At 71.7% G+C, this 17,289-nt stretch carries 16 protein-coding genes; 11 read left to right on the top strand and 5 right to left on the bottom strand.

Annotation, left to right across the window (positions count from 1 at the left end; translation table 11 throughout):
• Positions 1-22: 22 nt before the first annotated feature.
• From ACNYC2_RS16150 to ACNYC2_RS16140, 3 genes are all read right to left on the bottom strand, one after another.
• A complete protein-coding gene (locus tag ACNYC2_RS16150) occupies positions 23-973 on the bottom strand; it encodes a glycosyl hydrolase family 18 protein (protein ID WP_419702767.1) in 951 nt (316 codons plus the stop codon).
• 209 nt (positions 974-1,182) lie between these two features.
• A complete protein-coding gene (locus ACNYC2_RS16145; protein ID WP_419702766.1) occupies positions 1,183-2,631 on the bottom strand; it encodes a catalase in 1,449 nt (482 codons plus the stop codon).
• A 93-nt stretch (positions 2,632-2,724) separates the two neighbouring features.
• Positions 2,725-3,156, bottom strand: coding sequence for a Fur family transcriptional regulator (locus ACNYC2_RS16140; protein WP_419702765.1), 432 nt, complete (start codon positions 3,154-3,156; stop codon positions 2,725-2,727).
• 296 nt (positions 3,157-3,452) lie between these two features.
• Here ACNYC2_RS16140 and infC point away from each other — a divergent pair, with 296 nt between their 5' ends.
• From infC to ACNYC2_RS16120, 4 genes are all read left to right on the top strand, one after another.
• On the top strand, positions 3,453-4,508 hold the full coding sequence (infC, locus tag ACNYC2_RS16135) for a translation initiation factor IF-3 (RefSeq protein WP_419707844.1): 1,056 nt from the start codon (positions 3,453-3,455) through the stop codon (positions 4,506-4,508).
• 103 nt (positions 4,509-4,611) lie between these two features.
• Complete coding sequence (rpmI, locus tag ACNYC2_RS16130; protein WP_116674656.1) at positions 4,612-4,806, top strand: 50S ribosomal protein L35; 195 nt, start codon at positions 4,612-4,614, stop codon at positions 4,804-4,806.
• A 68-nt stretch (positions 4,807-4,874) separates the two neighbouring features.
• Entirely contained in the window at positions 4,875-5,258 is a 384-nt protein-coding gene (gene rplT / locus ACNYC2_RS16125) for a 50S ribosomal protein L20 (protein WP_116674657.1), read from the top strand.
• Between the two features lie 62 nt (positions 5,259-5,320).
• A complete protein-coding gene (locus tag ACNYC2_RS16120) occupies positions 5,321-6,157 on the top strand; it encodes a TrmH family RNA methyltransferase (RefSeq protein WP_419702764.1) in 837 nt (278 codons plus the stop codon).
• A gap of 37 nt (positions 6,158-6,194) precedes the next feature.
• Here ACNYC2_RS16120 and ACNYC2_RS16115 read toward each other — a convergent pair whose 3' ends face one another.
• Complete coding sequence (locus ACNYC2_RS16115) at positions 6,195-7,013, bottom strand: MarR family winged helix-turn-helix transcriptional regulator (protein ID WP_419702763.1); 819 nt, start codon at positions 7,011-7,013, stop codon at positions 6,195-6,197.
• A 158-nt stretch (positions 7,014-7,171) separates the two neighbouring features.
• Here ACNYC2_RS16115 and ACNYC2_RS16110 point away from each other — a divergent pair, with 158 nt between their 5' ends.
• Positions 7,172-7,720 (top strand): VanZ family protein, encoded by a 549-nt coding sequence (locus ACNYC2_RS16110; protein ID WP_419702762.1) that lies wholly within the window; start codon positions 7,172-7,174, stop codon positions 7,718-7,720.
• Positions 7,721-7,751: 31 nt separating this feature from the next.
• Here the strand turns inward: ACNYC2_RS16110 and ACNYC2_RS16105 are convergent, their stop codons facing one another.
• Entirely contained in the window at positions 7,752-8,981 is a 1,230-nt protein-coding gene (locus tag ACNYC2_RS16105) for a M20 metallopeptidase family protein (protein WP_419702761.1), read from the bottom strand.
• 240 nt (positions 8,982-9,221) lie between these two features.
• Here ACNYC2_RS16105 and ACNYC2_RS16100 point away from each other — a divergent pair, with 240 nt between their 5' ends.
• The 6 genes from ACNYC2_RS16100 to ACNYC2_RS16075 all read left to right on the top strand — a co-directional run bounded on the left by ACNYC2_RS16100 (position 9,222) and on the right by ACNYC2_RS16075 (position 17,283).
• Complete coding sequence (locus tag ACNYC2_RS16100; RefSeq protein WP_419702760.1) at positions 9,222-9,653, top strand: hypothetical protein; 432 nt, start codon at positions 9,222-9,224, stop codon at positions 9,651-9,653.
• Positions 9,654-9,738: 85 nt separating this feature from the next.
• Entirely contained in the window at positions 9,739-10,335 is a 597-nt protein-coding gene (thpR, locus tag ACNYC2_RS16095; protein ID WP_419702759.1) for an RNA 2',3'-cyclic phosphodiesterase, read from the top strand.
• A 408-nt stretch (positions 10,336-10,743) separates the two neighbouring features.
• Complete coding sequence (pheS, locus tag ACNYC2_RS16090) at positions 10,744-11,814, top strand: phenylalanine--tRNA ligase subunit alpha (protein ID WP_419702758.1); 1,071 nt, start codon at positions 10,744-10,746, stop codon at positions 11,812-11,814.
• A 1-nt stretch (position 11,815) separates the two neighbouring features.
• The gene (pheT, locus tag ACNYC2_RS16085; protein WP_419702757.1) at positions 11,816-14,386 is read left to right on the top strand and encodes a phenylalanine--tRNA ligase subunit beta; all 2,571 of its coding nucleotides are present in this window, start codon (positions 11,816-11,818) and stop codon (positions 14,384-14,386) included.
• Entirely contained in the window at positions 14,379-15,251 is an 873-nt protein-coding gene (locus ACNYC2_RS16080) for an SDR family NAD(P)-dependent oxidoreductase (protein WP_419702756.1), read from the top strand. Before pheT ends, ACNYC2_RS16080 begins: the two co-directional genes overlap by 8 nt.
• 175 nt (positions 15,252-15,426) lie before the next feature.
• On the top strand, positions 15,427-17,283 hold the full coding sequence (locus tag ACNYC2_RS16075) for a glycoside hydrolase family 15 protein (protein WP_419702755.1): 1,857 nt from the start codon (positions 15,427-15,429) through the stop codon (positions 17,281-17,283).
• Positions 17,284-17,289: the final 6 nt, after the last annotated feature.

Genomic DNA, 17,289 nt, shown 5'->3' with positions numbered 1-17,289 from the left:
ACCTGACGTCCTGCCGACCACGTCAGCGGTTGACCACGTCGGCGGCGTGCACGAACCAGCTCTCCCGGCCGCCGCCCGCGTACCCGACGGAGTTGAAGTACTCCCAGCCGAAGACCCCGCCGAAGTCCGGGTGCCGCGCGGCGAGGGTGCCGACCGTGGCGTCGAAGGTGGGCCAGTCGACGTACCCGCTGCAGTTGGCGGGGTTGGTGACGGTGCCGGCCACGACGCGGCCGGGGGTGAACCCGTTCGCGAGGATCTGGTCGTACACGGTGGTGGTCCGCAGGTCGCCCCAGCCGCAGTAGAACTGGGTGTTGTACCAGTCGATCCGGTCGCCGGCGCGGCGTTCGAGCTCGGCGTAGGAGAAGCCGCCGGAGAACCTCGTGCGGCCCGCCATGTCGGTCGCGACGGGCGTCAGCGTGATGACGAAGTCCGGGCCGAAGTCGGCCCGCAGTGTGTCGACCAGGCGGATCGTGTCCGCGAGCGAGAACGTCTCCTCGATGTCGAGGTCCACGCCGTCGAGACCGTACGCGCGCAGGAAGTCCCGCAGCACGGGGTAGAAGCGGTCGAAGTCTTCGCGCAGGTACCGGTAGGTGCCGGGCGCGGCGCCGCCGACGAACGCGCTGACCGTGACGCCCTGGTCCTGCATCGTGGCCAGGTCGTCCCACATCACGCCGAGCTCCGGGTGGTTCGCCGGGATGTCGTTGACGGTGAGGGAGGCGTCCGCGTTCAGGTGGATGGCGCCGACGTTGACGTCGGTGACCGAGCCGAGGAGCGGCTTGGGGTCGACGTAGCGGCGGACGCCGTCGGAACCGGTCTCGTAGATGGTCTGGTAGAACGCCAGGACGCGGTGGGACGCGGCTGTCGGCTCCGGCTTCGGGTCCTTCGGTGCCGAGGTGGCCGGTCCGGCCGCCGCCGTCAGTGCCAGCAGGCAGGCCGCGAGGGCGGCGCCGATCCGGATGAGCGAGCGAGACATCGTTGACTCCCTTGTTCCCGACGCGTTGTCATGGCGCACGGTAGCGGAGATCGGGTGAACGTAGGAGTGGTCGCCGCCTGCGGTCCGATGAAGCGACCGTCCCTACGTTCGACGGGATGGAGCGACCGTCCCTACGTTCGGCCGGGGCGGGACGGCAGAAGGCCGGGTCCCCACGAGTGGAGACCCGGCCTTCTGCTGGTGCGGGTGGATCAGACGGCGACGGCCGCGCGGAGCTTGGCGCCCAGCTCCCCGTCGACGTTCGTCCAGTACTGGAAGAAGCGCTCACGGATCTCGTCGATCGTGATGGCCTGGCCCTGACCGGTCAGGGTCTCCAGCAGACGGGCCTTGGCGCCGTCGTCGTAGACCTCGCGGTACAGCGTGCCGGGCTGGCCAAAGTCGCTGTCCTCGCTGTGCAGCGTGGCCGCGGTGCGCACGAGCTCGCCGTCCGACTCCCAGGCGCCGTCCTGGCCGCGAGCCGGGTCGGCGACGGGGCCACCGAACGAGTTCGGCGCGTAGTTCGGCACGCCGACCTCGTTGAAGTGGTGGCGCTGCGAGCCGTCCTGCGAGTAGTTGTGCACCGGGGCGGCGTGCGGCTGGTTCACCGGGACCGACTGGTAGTTGGTGCCCACGCGGTAGCGCTGCGCGTCCGGGTAGGAGAAGACGCGGGCCATCAGCATCTTGTCGGGCGAGATGTCGGTGCCCGGGACCTGGTTGGCCGGGGACAGCGCGATCTGCTCGATCTCCGCGAAGTGGTTCTTCGGGTTGCGGTTCAGCGTGAAGTTGCCGAAGTGGATGAGCGGGTAGTCCGCGTGCGGCCAGACCTTGGTCAGGTCGAACGGGTTGAACCGGTAGGTCTTCGCGTCGTCGTACGGCATGACCTGGACCTTGATGTCCCAGACCGGGTTCTCCCCGCGCTCGATGGCCTCGTACAGGTCGCGGCGGTAGTAGTCCGCGTCCGTCCCGGCGATCTTCGCGGCCTCGTCGTTGTCGAGGAACTTGACGCCCTGGCGGGAGATGAAGTGGTACTTGACCCAGAACTTCTCGCCGGCGGCGTTGGTCCACATGTAGGTGTGCGAGCCGTAGCCGTTCAGCTCGCGCCACGAGGCCGGCAGGCCGCGGTCGCCCATGAGGTAGGTGACCTGGTGCGCCGACTCCGGGGACAGGGTCCAGAAGTCCCACTGCATGTCGGCGTCGCGCAGGCCCGACCAGGGGAGGCGCTTCTGCGAGTGGATGAAGTCCGGGAACTTGATCGCGTCGCGGATGAAGAAGACCGGCGTGTTGTTGCCGACGATGTCGAGGTTGCCCTCGCTCGTGTAGAAGCGCAGCGCGAAACCGCGCACGTCGCGCCAGGTGTCGGGGGAGCCCATCTCACCGGCGACGGACGAGAAGCGCAGGGCCACCTCGCCCTTGGCCCCCGGCTGGAAGCCCGCGGCACGCGTGTACTGCGACACGTCACCGGTGATCTCCCACTCACCGAAGGCGCCACCACCCTTGGCGTGCACGATCCGCTCCGGGATCCGCTCGCGGTTGAACTGCGCGAGCTTCTCGACCAGGTAGCGGTCGTGGAGGACCGTGGCGCCGTCGGCGCCGACGGTCAGCGAGTGTGCGTCGCTGACGACCGGCGTGCCGGTCTGCGTGGTGGTGTAAGGAGTTGTCATCTTCAGACGTGCCTTCCTCTGGTGCTGCTCGGGGGTTCTGGCGGGGTTCGGCGTGGGTCGGCGAACTCTTGGTGCCCGGCTCTGCGGGCGGGCTCAGGCGCTGCAGTCCGGACACAGGCCCCAGTACGTGACCTCGGCGGTCTCGACCACGAACCCGTGGTCGGCGCTGGGGGTCAGACAGGGGGCATGGCCGACCGAGCAGTCCACGTCACCGATGGCGCCGCAGGAGCGGCAGACGATGTGGTGGTGGTTGTCGCCCGTCCGGCGCTCGTAGCGTGCCGGGTGGCCGGCGGGCTCGATGCGGCGCAGGAGAGCGGCGTCGGTCAGTGCGTGCAGGACGTCGTAGACCGCCTGTACCGAGACCGTGCCGAGCTCCGCGCGGACCGAGCTCAGGACGTCGTCGGCGGTGGCGTGCTGGCTGTGGCCCACCGCCCGCAGGGCCGCCACGCGGGGGGCGGTCACGCGCAGGCCGGCGCCGCGGAGGAGGTCCTCCGGCGTCACGGCAGCGGAGGCGGTCGACGTCATGGCTTTCACCCTACCCGCTAAACTGGAATGATTCCAGTTGTGCTCGAGCTTGCGCCGGGGCTGGAGGCTCGTGCCGGGGCGCGGCCCACCTCACACCGGCCGGTATGGCGACCCACGCCGGCATGCTGCTATCGTGGGGGCACGACCGACCCGGTGAGAGCCGGGTGCACAAAGTGGATCACCATCCCACCCGAGTCACGACCGAGCGCCGCAAGGTGCCGACAGAGGCCGGGTCCTTGGTCGGGTGCAGCGGTATCGGCTCAGTTCTTCGCCGGTCCGGGCACCCTTTCCTTGTGATGGCTTCCACCTGTGTTCAGGGCGGGAGCCATTTCTCGTTCCTGGTGGTCGATCAACGACTTCTGAGGAGCATCACCATCACCGAGCCTCGCATCAACGACCGGATCCGTGTTCCCGAGGTCCGACTCATCGGTCCTGGCGGGGAGCAGGTCGGCGTGGTTGCCACGGCGGTCGCCCTGAAGCTCGCCCAGGACGCTGACCTCGACCTCGTCGAGGTTGCGCCGGACGCTCGCCCGCCTGTCACCAAGCTCATGGACTTCGGCAAGTTCAAGTACGAGTCCGACATGAAGGCGCGAGAAGCGCGGCGTAACCAGGCGAACACGGTTCTCAAGGAGATCCGGTTCCGTCTGAAGATCGACCCGCACGACTACGAGACGAAGAAGGGCCACGTCGTCCGCTTCCTCTCGGCCGGCGACAAGGTCAAGGTCATGATCATGTTCCGCGGCCGCGAGCAGTCGCGCCCGGAGATGGGTCGTCGCCTGCTGGAGCGTCTGGCGGAGGACGTCGCCGAGCTCGGCTTCGTCGAGTCGATGCCGAAGCAGGACGGCCGCAACATGACTATGGTCCTCGGGCCGGTCAAGAAGAAGGCGGACGCCAAGGTCGAGCAGCGCAAGCGCTCCACCGAGATCAACGCCGGCCGGATGACCAAGTCCGAGGCGAAGGCGCAGGCCCGTGCGGCCGACGAGCCCGAGACCTCGGAGCCGGTCGAGGACCAGGTCGACGAGATCTCAGAGACTACGGTCGAGGAGCCTGCCGCCGCGCCGGCTCCTGAGCCCGTCGTCGAGGAGCCCGTCGCGGAGCCCGAGCCCGTAGCCGTCGTCGAGCCGGAGCCCGAGCCCGTCGTCGAGCCCGAGCCGGTCGCCGAGGCCGAGCCCGAGCCCGTCGTCGAGACGCCCGCCCCGGTGGAGCCGAAGCCAGCCACCAAGCCTGCGGCCAAGACTGCCTCGAAGCCGGCAGCGAAGCCGGCCGCCAAGGCAGCTCCGAAGCCCGTCCCGGCCCCCAAGCCGGCGCCGAAGCCCGTGGCCCCCAAGCCGCGTGCACCGAAGGCCGGCTGAGACGCGGTCCCCAAGACCACTACGACACCAGGTCGGCCCACCGGCCCAGGTACAACGTCGCCGCTCCAGCAGCGGTCGACCGACATGAGGAGAAACGGCAGTCATGCCGAAGAACAAGACGCACTCCGGTTCGAAGAAGCGGTTCAAGGTCACGGGTAGCGGCAAGATCATGCGCGAGCAGACCAACGCTCGCCACTACCTCGAGCACAAGTCCAGCCGTCGCACGCGTCGTCTGGCCATGGACCAGGTCGTCGCACCGTCTGACGTCAAGAAGGTCAAGCGCCTGCTCGGTAAGTGATTTTTGTGGCGCACGCCTGACAGGCGTCGCCAAGAACCCTTTCAGCCCCGAAGTACAAGGAGTCTCACGTGGCACGCGTGAAGCGGGCAGTAAATGCCCAGAAGAAGCGCCGTACAACCCTCGAGCGCGCCGCCGGTTACCGCGGCCAGCGCTCGCGCCTCTACCGTAAGGCGAAGGAGCAGGTCACCCACTCCCTGGTCTACGCATACCGTGACCGGAAGAAGAAGAAGGGTGACTTCCGCAAGCTGTGGATCCAGCGCATCAACGCTGCTTCCCGCGCGCAGGGTCTGACCTACAACCGCCTCATCCAGGGCCTCAAGGCCGCTGGTGTCGAGGTCGACCGCCGCATGCTCGCTGAGCTCGCGGTCAACGACATCGCGGCGTTCAACGCCCTCGTCCAGGTCGCCAAGGACGCGCTGCCGGCGGATGTCAACGCCCCGGCCGCTGCCTGAGGTTGAGCATTTCACCGGACGCCCGGCCAGCCGCCTCCTCGGAGGCCCCGTCAGCGCTTGACGTGACGCTCGCGAACCCGCGAGCCGACCGCGTCAAGCAGGTACGGGCACTGGCCGGGCGTTCGGCGCGCTCCAAGCACGGGCTGTACCTGGTCGAAGGCCCGCAGGGCGTGCGAGAGGCGGTCCGCCACGCGGCGCCGTCCGTCCGGGACGTCTACCTGACGACGTCGGCCGCGACGCGGTACGCGGAGATTGTCGACGACGCCCGCTCGGCCGGGCTGTTCGTGCATCTCGGCACCCCTGAGGTGCTCGAGGCGATGAGTGCCGACGCCCAGGGTGTGCTCGCGGTCGTGCGGTCCGCCGTGCCGTCGCTGCGCGAGGCGCTGGCCGCGCGGGAGCCGGAGCGCGCCGGACGGCCTCTGCTCGTTGCGGTGCTCGCCACCGTCCGTGACCCCGGGAACGCGGGCACCGTCATCCGGGCCGCCGACGCCGCCGGGGCCGACCTCGTGGTCCTCGCGGGGGAGAGCGTCGACGTGCACAACCCCAAGGTGGTCCGCTCGACCGCCGGGTCGCTGTTCCATCTGCCGGTGGTCACCGGGATGTCACTCGCTGCGGCGGTGGCCGAGCTGCGCGCCGCCGGGTGTCATGTCCTCGCGGCCGACGGGACCGGTCCTCTCGACCTGGACGACCTCCTGGACGACGCCGGTTCCGGCGCGGCACCCGATCTTGCCGGGCCGACCGCCTGGGTGTTCGGCAACGAGGCCTGGGGGCTGCCCGAGGAGGACCGCGCGCTGGCCGACGCCGTCGTGCGGGTGCCTATCCGGGGCAAGGCGGAGTCGCTCAACCTGGCCACGGCGGCGACCGTCTGCCTCTACGCGAGCAGCCGCGCCCAGCGCTGAACGCGCTGGACGCGGCTGAGGTCCGGCACACCTGCCGTCACTCCTCGCCCTGGTCGTCCCGGCGACCGCGTCGGCTGCGCCGGCCGTGCGGCCCGGGGTGACCGCCAGGTCCGCCGGGGAACCCACCGGGTCCTCCCGGGAATCCACCAGGGCCGCCGGGGAACCCACCGGGTCCGCCAGGGCCGCCCGGGAATCCACCGGGCCCGCCGGGGAACCCACCCGGGCCGCCGGGGAACCCGCCGCGGCCGAACCCGCGCATGCGGGGGTCGAAGCCGCCGCGTGAGCGCCAGAACTCCTCGAACGCCTCGCGACGTTCGCCGAACTCGCCGGCCCACTCACGCTCGGCGCGTTCGAGGATCCTGGCCAGGTAGCCGGACAGCTGCGCCACCTCGTCGTCGTCGAGGACGTCCAGCAGCTCCGGCGTCCCGTGCGGCGGGCGCTCGGTGGCTTGTTCGGCCGCCTTGCCCGCCTCGGTGAGCCGGACGACGACCACGCGCTTGTCGTCGGCCGAGGGCTCGCGCTCGATCAGCCCCTGCTTCTCGAGCTTGGACAGCAGCTCGGCGGTCGCCTGGCGGGACATGCCCAGCAGGAACGTGAGGTCCTTCTGGGTGGTCTCGGGCTTCAGCTGCAGCAGGGCGAGCACGCGGCCCTGCCCCTGGCTGGGGTCCAGCCACGGGGCCCCGCGTCCGCTCCGCCTGGCGCGCTTGGCGTGGTGCAGCTGCAGCATGCCGACCGTCGACAGGCGGTTCATCGCCTCCTGGCGCGGGTCGTCGGTCTCGTTCTCGTCGGTCTCGGCCGTAGCGGCCGCGCTCTCGTCGATGCCGTCGTCCGGCTCGATGTCGTTGGGGTATCTCATTGCTTCTCCTGATTGTCAGGCACCTGTCTGTCAGGTGCATGACAACAACGATGCGCCTCGAGCTCAACTCTGTCAAGTGCCTGACTGTCTTGTGCCTGACATCTCTTCGGGGGAGGTTGGTTCGTTGCCTGGGTGAAGCGCATGCCTAGGATCGCGACGTGCTGTGGTCAGGGGTCTGGGGCGAGTGGGGTCACGTGCTGCGTCCTGCGCTGCTCGGGCTGGTGGTCGCGCTGGTGGCGATCCGCCTGCTCGTGCGCCTGCGAATGCTGCGAGGAGTTCCGCGGCAACAGGCCTGGCGGCACTCGGTCGCCGAGGTCGGCATCATCGCCGGCACCGCGCCCTGGGTCTGGATGATCCTCACGCCCCGGCCGGGCGACCGGGCTCTTTCGCTCGTCCCGTTCCGGGACCTCGCCGCGCAGCTCGGCGGTCCGGTCGCGGGGGTGGTCGTCCAGGTGGGCGGTAACCTCCTGGTGCTGGCTGCCCTCGGTTTCTTCCTGCCGCTCCGCTTCCGGCTCGCCCCGGACACCGGCCGCCACGCGGTGGCGGTACTCGCCCGTGTGGCCGTGCTCGCCGCCGGGGTCTCCGCGACCGTCGAGGCCCTCCAGTACGTGCTCGACCTGGGCCGCGTGGCCTCCGTGGACGACGTCCTCGTCAATACCGTGGGCGCCGTGCTGGCTGCGCTCTGCTCGCGCAGGTGGTGGCTCTAGACCGCTGGTGCTCGGCAGGCCCGGGGGTGGTTCACATGCGTCGCGCCCGCTCGGCGAGCCAGCCCGCCATCGCACGTACTCCCGTGCCGATGGCGCGTTCGTCCGGCTCGAAGTCCACGTGGTGCGGAAAGCCCGTGGTGACGAGCGCGCCAGGCGACCGCACGCCCAGGAAGGTGTACGTGACGGGGATCCGCTGACCGAACAGCGCGAAGTCCTCCCCGTTGAAGGGCGGTGCGGCCTGCATCCGAGACACCTGTTCGGGTCCGAGCGAACGGCGCAGATGCCGTTCCAGCCGGGTGCCGTCCCGTTCCGGGGAGAGCAGGGCAGGGAACGGGGCGTCGGGGAACTCCGCGCCGGCGCCGTACCGGGCCGCGATCGCCCCGATGTCGGCGCGGACCTCGAGGTAGCGCGCCTCGGGCCAGCACCGGTAGGACGTCGCCACGGTGACGGAGCCGTCCTGGCTCGGCTGTGGCGTGGCGTGCTGGATGTTGACGAACCGGGCCAGCGGGCCGTCGGGCGTCCCGAGGTCCACCAGGAGCTGGTCCATGTCTTCCAGTGTCTGCGGACGCCGGATGGTGGCCAGGCCCAGGACGTCCGCGGCGAGAGCCTCGGCCCGCGCGACGGCGTCAGGGCCGTTGAGGGTGACCGTGCCACGGTCGAGGCCCGGCATGCCGAACCCTGGCGTCACCGCGAGCGTCCCCACCGGCATCGGGCCGCAGTGCAGCGCGTGGAGCTCCCGGGCGCCGGTGCGGTGCAGCACGCCGTCGTCCAGCATCGCCCGGGCGCCGGTGAGGTTCTCCTCGGCGGGCTGGAACACGAACGCGACGCTCCCGCTGAGCCGCGACCGCAGTCCGGCCAGCACCTCGGCGACGCCGACCCCGACGGTGGTGTGCAGGTCGTGCCCGCACAGATGGCCCGTGTCCGTGACCCCGCCGGTCGTCTGACCCGCCCGCACCGCGTCCATGTCGGCGCGGTAGGCGACGGTGCGGCCCTTGCGTGCCCCGTGCAGCATGCCGACCACTCCGTGGCCGCCGACGCCCGTCGTGACCGCGAGCCCCGCGGCCCGCAGACGGTCGGCCACGAGGGCAGCGGTGCGGCGCTCCTCGCCCGCCACCTCGGGGTGCTCGTGGATGTCGCGCCGCAGCGCTATGAGGTCGTTCTCGATCGAGCCGGTCGCGACGTCGATCGACCGCTGGTCCACGGGACGGTGCGCCTGTCCGGCCGGCCCGGGCGCGGCCCACGCGGCGTTCGGTGTCGTCACCCCGGCGAGCGTAGCGACACCGGCCGCGGCGGTTGCCCGTAGAAAGGTCCGGCGGCCGAGGGCGTGTGGTTCCTGGGTGGTCATGGCTGCTCCTGACGTCGGCGGGACCCGGAGGTGCCCGGGGTACCCAGCGTGGCGCCGCACCGCCGGCCTTCCCAGCGGGCAGCCCCCCGGGTGAACCGGTGGGTTGTCCCGACCCGTGCCGTATCGCGCGGGGGAGCCGGGACCTACGGTGGACGCATGAGGCACACACCTGATCTGAGCCGCATCAGCGAGTCGCTGGCCGAGGCCTTCGGCATCCGGGAGGTCTACGGCGAGCCGATCGAGCGCGACGGGGCGATCGTGATCCCCGCCGCACGCGTGTGGTCGGGCGGTGGCGCCGGGGGCGGGGGTGGCACGGAGCCGGGCGGTACGGCCGACGCGGCGCCGTCCGAGGACCAGGCCGATCCTGCCGGGCGCGGCACGGAACCGGGCGCCCTGGCCGAGGGGGAGGGCAGCGGGTTCGGTTTCGGTCGCCGTGCGGAGCCTGCCGGGGCCTTCGTCGTGGACGAGAGCGGTGTGCGCTGGGTCCCGGCCGTGGACGTGAACCGGATAGTCCTCGGCGCCCAGGTGGCGCTGGTGCTCGCGGTGGCCGCCGTCGCCTGGGCCGTGACGCGTCGCAGGAAGCGGTAGCCGGCGCACGTCGCGGGCCGGCCGTGCGCCGGTGCGTGGCGAGATCATGTCCCGTCCGGACGGGGCGCTCGCCTAAGATCGCCGGGTGCGGTTGTTCACGGCGGTCTTCCCGCCCCAGCGTGTCAAGGACCATCTAGGGCTCGCCATCGACGGCGTACCCGCTTCCCCGCGCTGGGTGCCTCGGGAGAGCCTGCACATCACCCTCGCGTTCTACGCGGACCTTCCCGAGGGAACGGTGCCTGAGCTGCGCGACGAGCTGGCCGACGTCGCGCGCAAGCACGCGCCGATCGACCTGCGGCTGCGCGGTGCGGGATCGTTCGGCGCCCGGGTCCTGTGGATCGGCGTCGACGGCGGGACCGGTGCGCTGAAGGATCTGGCGGCCGACTGCCTGGCCGCCTCGCCCCGTGAGGTGCCGGACGACGTGAAGCCGCACCGCGCGCACGTCACCGTGGCCCGGGCGCGTGCCGGCCAGGTGAAGCCGCCGCGCGGGCGGGACCGCTGGGGCAAGCGCGCGGGCGCCGAGCCCCGGTCGGCGCTGGAGCCCGCCGCTCAGGCTCTGTCCGTGTACGCCGGCCCGGACTGGACCGCTGACTCGTTCGCGCTGGTCGAGTCCCACCCCGGCGAGGGTGCCCAGGGCGGCCCGCGCTACGAGATCGTGGAGACCTGGGCGCTCGAGGGCTGACCGGACGGTAGGCCTCCCGGTGGTCCTCCGCAGGAGGTCCGCCTCCACGACCGGGACCAGGGCCGCCCCGGCCGTGGAGACGAGAGTGTCCGAAGATCCTTCGAACATGTGTTGCACCCTACGTCGACCCACTGACACGCCAAAAAAGTGTGCCAAGCGCTGATCGTCCGGACGCCGCTATCGACGTTGCCTGCCCACACCCGGCATGGAATGATGACCCCCATGCAGCCACTGACCCGCCGATTTATGCAGCCCGCCATGGGCTGTGCGGCGAGCGCTGCGCGCGGGCACTGAGCTGCCCTGTGGACAACGCGTCCTGAGCCCTGGCGGGCACCTAGACTGCATTTGCCGGCAGAGGGTCCCAGGCAGGGGACCGAACCGGCTCCCGAATCCGCCAGGAAGGCAAGCATGTCCACGCCCGATGAGAAGGCACCCATCGATCCGCTCGACGAGGCGGCGCTCGACGCCGCGGTCCAGGCCGCGCTCGACGACATCGCCAAGGCCGGCGACCTCGACGCGCTGAAGGCCGTCCGCACCCAGCACACCGGTGACCGCAGCTCCCTGGCCCTCGCCAACCGGGGCATCGGCGCGCTGCCCGGCCCGGACAAGGCCAGGGCCGGCAAGCTCGTGGGCCCGCGTCGCGGGCAGATCAACCAGGCGATAGCGGCCCGTCAGACAGAGCTCGAGGGTGAGCGCGACGCGCGCGTGCTGGCAGAGGAGTCGGTGGACGTCACCCTCCCGGTCCAGCGCACGACGGCGGGCGCCCGCCACCCGATCGAGCTGGTCCAGGAGCGCATCGCCGACTTCTTCGTCGGCCTCGGCTGGGAGATCGCCGACGGCCCCGAGGTAGAGGCCGAGTGGTTCAACTTCGACGCGCTGAACTTCGGCCCGGACCACCCCGCGCGCCAGATGCAGGACACGTTCTACGTGGCCGGCGACGGCGACGACGGTGAGTCGAACCTGGTGCTGCGTACGCACACGTCCCCGGTCCAGGCGCGGTCCCTGCTCGAGCGTGGCGTGCCGCTGTACATCGCGTGCCCCGGCCGCACCTTCCGTACGGACGCGCTGGACCAGACCCATACGCCGGTGTTCCACCAGGTCGAGGGGCTGGCGGTCGACAAGGGCCTGACCATGGCGAACCTCGTCGGCACGCTGGACGCGTTCGCGAGGGCGATGTTCGGGCCGGAGGCCAGGACGCGCCTGCGCCCGGCGTTCTTCCCCTTCACCGAGCCGTCCGCCGAGATGGACCTGTGGTTCCCGCAGAAGAAGGGCGGAGCCGGCTGGATCGAGTGGGGCGGCTGCGGCATGGTCAACCCCAACGTGCTGCGCGCCGCGGGCGTCGACCCGGAGGAGTACACGGGCTTCGCGTTCGGCATGGGCATCGAGCGCACGCTCATGCTGCGTCACTCGATCGCGGACATGCACGACATCGTGGAGGGCGACGTGCGCTTCTCCACCCAGTTCGGGACGGAGATCTGAAGTGCCCCTCATCGTGAAGGACTGGCTCGCTGACCACGTAGAGGTGCCCGCGGACCTCACCGCCGAGCAGCTCGCGGCCGACCTCGTCAAGGTGGGCCTGGAGGAAGAGGCGATCCACGGGGCCGCCGTGACCGGCCCGCTCGTGGTCGGCCGGGTGCTCGAGATGACGCCCGAGCCGCAGAAGAACGGCAAGACGATCAACTGGTGCCGTGTCGACGTCGGACCCGAGCACAACGACGCCGACGGCGCGCGTGGCATCGTCTGCGGCGCGCACAACTTCGCGCCCGGCGACCTCGTGGTCGTGGCCCTGCCCGGCACCGTGCTGCCCGGACCGTTCGCCATCGCCGCCCGGAAGACCTACGGGCACGTGTCCGACGGCATGATCTGCTCGGTCAACGAGCTCGGTATCGGCGACGACCACGACGGCATCCTGGTGCTGACCCGGAACGGGTTCGCCGAGGCCGACCTCACGCCTGGCCAGAACGCTGTGGCGCTCCTGGGCCTGGGCGAGGAGATCCTCGAGATCAACGTGACGCCGGACCGCGGGTACGCGTTCAGCTACCGCGGTGTGGCCCGCGAGTACGCGCACTCCACGGGGGCCAAGTTCACCGACCACGGTCTGGCCACGGGTTCCGAACCTGCCGCGACCCCGGACGGGTTCGAGGTCCAGGTGCGCGACGACGCGCCGATCAACGGCGTGGTCGGCTGCGACCGGTTCGTGACGCGCATCGTGCGCGGTATCGACCCGGCCGCGCCGACGCCCGCATGGATGAAGCACCGTCTCGAGGGTTCCGGCATGCGGTCCATCTCCCTGGCGGTCGACATCACGAACTACGTGATGCTCGATCTCGGGCAGCCGCTGCACGCCTACGACCTCGCCAAGGTCTCGGCCCCCATAGTGGTCCGCCGGGCCACCACCGGCGAGCGCCTCACCACGCTGGACGATGCCGACCGCGCGCTCGACAGCGAGGACCTCCTGATCACGGACTCGCCCACGGGAGCGGGCAGCCGCGTGCTCGGGCTTGCCGGCGTCATGGGCGGAGCGTCGTCCGAGGTCAGCGACACCACCACGGACGTGCTCGTCGAGTCGGCCCACTTCGACCAGATCACCGTCGCGCGCACCGCACGCAGGCACAAGCTCTCGAGCGAGGCCGCCAAGCGGTTCGAGCGTGGCGTGGACCCGCTGCTGCCCGCGGTCGCGGCGCAGCGCGTCGTGGACCTTCTGGTCGAGCTGGGTGGCGGCACCGCCGACGCCGCGGTGAGCGACCTCGACCACACCGCGGAGACCGTACGGGCGCCTATCGCGCTCAAGGTCACCGAGCCCACCAGGCTCTCGGGTGTCGAGTACACCCCCGAGCAGGTGCGCAGCACCCTGGAGGAGATCGGCGCGACCGTCGAGGCGTCCTCGGTGGTCGAGCCCGTGCAGGTCCTCCTCGTCACCCCGCCGTCCTGGCGCCCCGACCTGACCGGTCCGGCCGATCTGGTCGAGGAGGTCGTGCGCATCCAGGGCTACGACCAGGTGCCGTCGGTGCTCCCGTCCGCGCCCGGCGGCCGGGGGCTCACCTCCGAGCAGCGCACGCGTCGCTCGGTGGCCCGGGCGCTGGCCGAGGCAGGCTTCGTCGAGACGCTCAGCTACCCGTTCGTCGGCGTCCCCGAGTACGACGCGCTCGGCCTTCCCGCCGACGACCCGCGCCGCGTCTCCCTCCGGCTCGCCAACCCGATGGCCGACGACAGGCCGCTGCTGCGGTCGAACCTGCTCGTCACACTGCTCGACACCGTTCGGCGCAACGTCTCGCGCGGACTGACCGACCTCGCGGTCTACGAGATCGGCCTCGTCACCCGCCCGACGCCAGGCGCACCCGCGGCGCCCACGCTGCCCGGTGGGGTGCGGCCCACCGAGGAGCAGCTCGCGGCGCTCGCCGCGGCGGTCCCCGACCAGCCGCGTCGTGTCGCCGGCGTGCTGACCGGCAAGCGCGAGCTGGCCGGCTGGTGGGGCGCGGGCCGCGCGGCAGGCTGGGAGGACGCCCTCGCGGCGGCTCGCCTGGTGGCCGAGCGCGCCCGGGCCGAGGTGGTGGTCGTCCCGGACACCGGGCAGATGCCGTGGCACCCGGGACGCTGCGGGCGCCTCGAGCTCGCCGACGGAACGGTCGTCGGCCACGCCGGCGAGCTGCACCCCAAGGTCGTCGAGGCGCTGGGCCTCCCGGCCCGGGCCGCGGCGTTCGAGGTGGACCTGAGCGTCCTGGTCGGGGCGGCCTCGGGCGAGCCCGTGGCGGCCGCACCCGTGTCGGCGTTCCCCGCCGCCAAGGAGGACTTCGCCTTCGTGGTCGACGACAGCGTGCCGGCCGAGGCAGTTCGCTCGGCCATCGTGGCCGGCGCCGGTGAGCTGCTGGAGGACGTGGCGCTGTTCGACGTCTTCACCGGGGAGCAGGTGGGCGAGGGCAAGAAGTCGCTCGCCTACTCGCTCCGGCTGCGGGCCGCTGACCGGACGCTGTCCGCGAAGGAGGTCCGCGCGGTACGCGACGCCGTGGTGGAGTCGGCGGCGGCCAAGGTCGGGGCGGTCCTGCGTGGCTGACCCGCACCAGGCGGTCGGCACCGTGGCGACCCCGCCGTCCCGCACCGCACTCGTCACGGGTGCCTCGCGCGGGATCGGCCGGGAGATCGCGCTGGGTCTCGCGCGAGCAGGGCTGGACGTCGCCCTGCTCGCGCGGGACGCCACCCGCCTCGCGGCCGTGGCCGCGGAGATCCGGGCCGAGGGTGTGACGGCGGTCGAGCTGACCGCCGACGTGTCGGACCCGGCGGCGGTGCGCGCCGCCGTCGGGCAGGCCGAGGACACGCTCGGGTCGGTCGACCTGCTGGTCAACAACGCGGGCGCCATCGAGTCCGAGCACCCGCTGTGGGAGGCCGACCCCGAGGAGTGGTGGTCGGTCTTCGAGACCAACGTGCGCGGGCCCTTCCTGTTCATGCGCTACGCCCTGCCGGGCATGATCGCGCGCGGTGGCGGCCGGGTCATCGACCTGGCCTCGGGCGCGAGCTCGCACGAGATGGGCGGCGGCTACTCGGCGTACAACGCGAGCAAGACGGCGCTGACGCGCATGGGTGCCAACCTCCACAACGATGGCTTCCCGCGCGGCCTGCGTGTCTTCGAGCTCGCGCCGGGCGTGGTGCGGACCGACATGACGACGGGGATGACCCTGCACGAGGGCCGTACCCGGTGGACGCCGGCCGAGCGCGTGACCGACGTCGTGAACGCGATAGCGGCCGGCGAGCTCGACGCCTGCTCGGGCTGGTTCCTGCGGGTCTCGGACGACACCCCCGAGTCGCTCAAGGCGCTGGCCGCCGACGTCGCACGGCAGGGCGGTGAGGCGACCGCCCGCCGGCTGCGGGTCATGCCCGCGGGCAGCGACGACCCGCTGGCGGACGCCCTGACCAAGCGCTGACGGGCGGACACGGGACGCTCATCCGGCGGTGCTGGTGCGGGGACGGGCACTCCCGCGACTACCTGTGGTCGCTGGGCGAGTATCCCGGGTACCGGTGGGTGTACGCGGCGGACGCCTCGTCGCCCTGACGGTATGTCCCCTGGTCGAGACGGGGCGGTGAACTTAGTCTGTGGCGATGACGCGCCGCATCGAGGACTACGGGATGGTCGGAGATCTCCAGACGGCGGCGCTGGTCGGCCGGGACGGTGCGGTCGACTGGATGTGCCTGCCGCGCTTCGACTCCCCGGCCTGCTTCGCCGCCCTGCTCGGGGACGAGCGCAACGGGTCGTGGAAGCTCGGCCCCGAGGGGGCCGGCGACTGCACCAGACGCGGCTACCGCGACGGCACGCTGATCCTGGAGACGGAGTGGGACCTGCCCGAGGGGCGGGTCCGCGTGATCGACCTGATGCCGCCGCGCAGCGAACAGGCCGACCTCGTGCGCATCGTCGAGGGCATCAGCGGACACGTCTCCATGACCACCGAGCTGCGGCTCCGGTTCGACTACGGGAACGTCGTGCCCTGGGTCACCCGGGACGACGGCGCCCTGCTGGCCGTGGCGGGTCCGGACGCCGTCCGTGTCGACATCGACCCGGCGGTCGTCATGACTCCCAGCGGCGTGGCCGACGACTTCGTCCACCGCGCCCGGTTCACCGTGGGACCGGGCGACCGGGTGCCGTTCGTCCTGACCTATCACGCCTCCCACCTGGCAGCCAAGATGCCCGTCGTGGCGGACGAGGCGCTCCGGGACACCGAGGAGTTCTGGCGGTCGTGGGTCGCCCGGTCCACGTACACCGGGCCCTGGGCCGACGCCGTGCACCGGTCCCTCATCACGCTGAAGGCGCTGACCTACGCGCCGACCGGGGCCATCGTCGCTGCGGCCACGACGTCGCTGCCCGAGGAGATCGGCGGCGCCCGCAACTGGGACTACCGCTACTGCTGGCTGCGCGACGCCGCGTTCACGCTGCAGGCGCTGATCGGCACCGGGTTCATCGACGAGGCGCGCGACTGGCGGGCATGGCTGCTGCGCGCGGTCGCCGGCGACCCCGCGGACCTGCAGATCATGTACGGGCTCGACGGGCGCCGTCGCCTGCCGGAGTACACGATCGACTGGCTGCCCGGGTTCGAGGGCTCGAGCCCGGTGCGGATCGGCAACGGCGCCGCGGGCCAGCTCCAGATCGACGTGTGGGGCGAGACGCTCGACGCCCTGCACCTGGCGCGTGAGGCGGGGCTGGAGAACGACCACGAGGCATGGCGTCTGCAGAAGTCGCTCCTGGAGCACCTCGCGCAGCACTGGGACGATCTCGACAACGGGCTCTGGGAGGTGCGCGGTCCGCGCCGCGCCTTCGTGCACTCCCGCGTCATGGCCTGGGCCGGCTTCGACCGGGCGGTACGCGCCGTCGAGGAGGGTGGGCTCGACGGGCCCGTGGAGCAGTGGCGCGCCGTCCGCGACCGGATCCACGCCGACGTGTGCGTGCACGGGTTCGACGCGGAACGGAACACGTTCACGCAGTTCTACGGGTCGGACGGGCTGGACGCCGCACTGCTGCTGATCGGGCAGGTCGGGTTCCTGCCCTGGGACGACCCGCGCGTGGTGGGCACGGTGGAGGCGGTGCAACGGGAGCTGAGCGAGGACGGGCTTCTGCTGCGGTACGACACCGACGCCGACGACGGGGTGGACGGCCTGCCCGGCGACGAGTCGACGTTCCTGGTGTGCAACTTCTGGCTGGTCGACGCGCTGCACGGCATCGGCCGGCGGGAGGAGGCCGTCGCCCTGTTCGAACGCCTGCTCACCCTGCGCAACGACCTCGGGCTCCTGAGCGAGGAGTACGACGTGCGCACCGGGCGCCACCTCGGCAACACGCCGCAGGCGTTCAGCCATCTCGGCCTGGTCAACAGCGCGCTGCGCCTCCGCCGCGGGGTGACGCCCCGCGACATCGAGTCGGGCGTGACGGCCCAGGTGGCCGTCACGCCCGCGGCGGAGGAGATCGCCTGACCCGGC

Origin of the sequence: Promicromonospora sp. NFX87, from assembly GCF_048564965.1 — a bacterium.
Classification (GTDB): Bacteria; Actinomycetota; Actinomycetes; order Actinomycetales; family Cellulomonadaceae; genus Promicromonospora.
Note: the sequence above shows the minus strand (reverse complement) of the source record. Positions and strands in the feature narration are given on the sequence as shown.

What these genes read in the sequence shown, in the direction of transcription:
- pheS (WP_419702758.1), top strand. Translation starts at nt 10,744, where the DNA reads ATGTCCACGCCCGATGAGAAGGCACCCATCGATCCGCTCGACGAGGCG.
- ACNYC2_RS16150 (WP_419702767.1), bottom strand. Translation starts at nt 973, where the DNA reads ATGTCTCGCTCGCTCATCCGGATCGGCGCCGCCCTCGCGGCCTGCCTG.
- ACNYC2_RS16075 (WP_419702755.1), top strand. Translation starts at nt 15,427, where the DNA reads ATGACGCGCCGCATCGAGGACTACGGGATGGTCGGAGATCTCCAGACG.
- ACNYC2_RS16145 (WP_419702766.1), bottom strand. Translation starts at nt 2,631, where the DNA reads ATGACAACTCCTTACACCACCACGCAGACCGGCACGCCGGTCGTCAGC.
- rpmI (WP_116674656.1), top strand. Translation starts at nt 4,612, where the DNA reads ATGCCGAAGAACAAGACGCACTCCGGTTCGAAGAAGCGGTTCAAGGTC.
- infC (WP_419707844.1), top strand. Translation starts at nt 3,453, where the DNA reads ATGGCTTCCACCTGTGTTCAGGGCGGGAGCCATTTCTCGTTCCTGGTG.
- ACNYC2_RS16140 (WP_419702765.1), bottom strand. Translation starts at nt 3,156, where the DNA reads ATGACGTCGACCGCCTCCGCTGCCGTGACGCCGGAGGACCTCCTCCGC.
- ACNYC2_RS16100 (WP_419702760.1), top strand. Translation starts at nt 9,222, where the DNA reads ATGAGGCACACACCTGATCTGAGCCGCATCAGCGAGTCGCTGGCCGAG.
- ACNYC2_RS16115 (WP_419702763.1), bottom strand. Translation starts at nt 7,013, where the DNA reads ATGAGATACCCCAACGACATCGAGCCGGACGACGGCATCGACGAGAGC.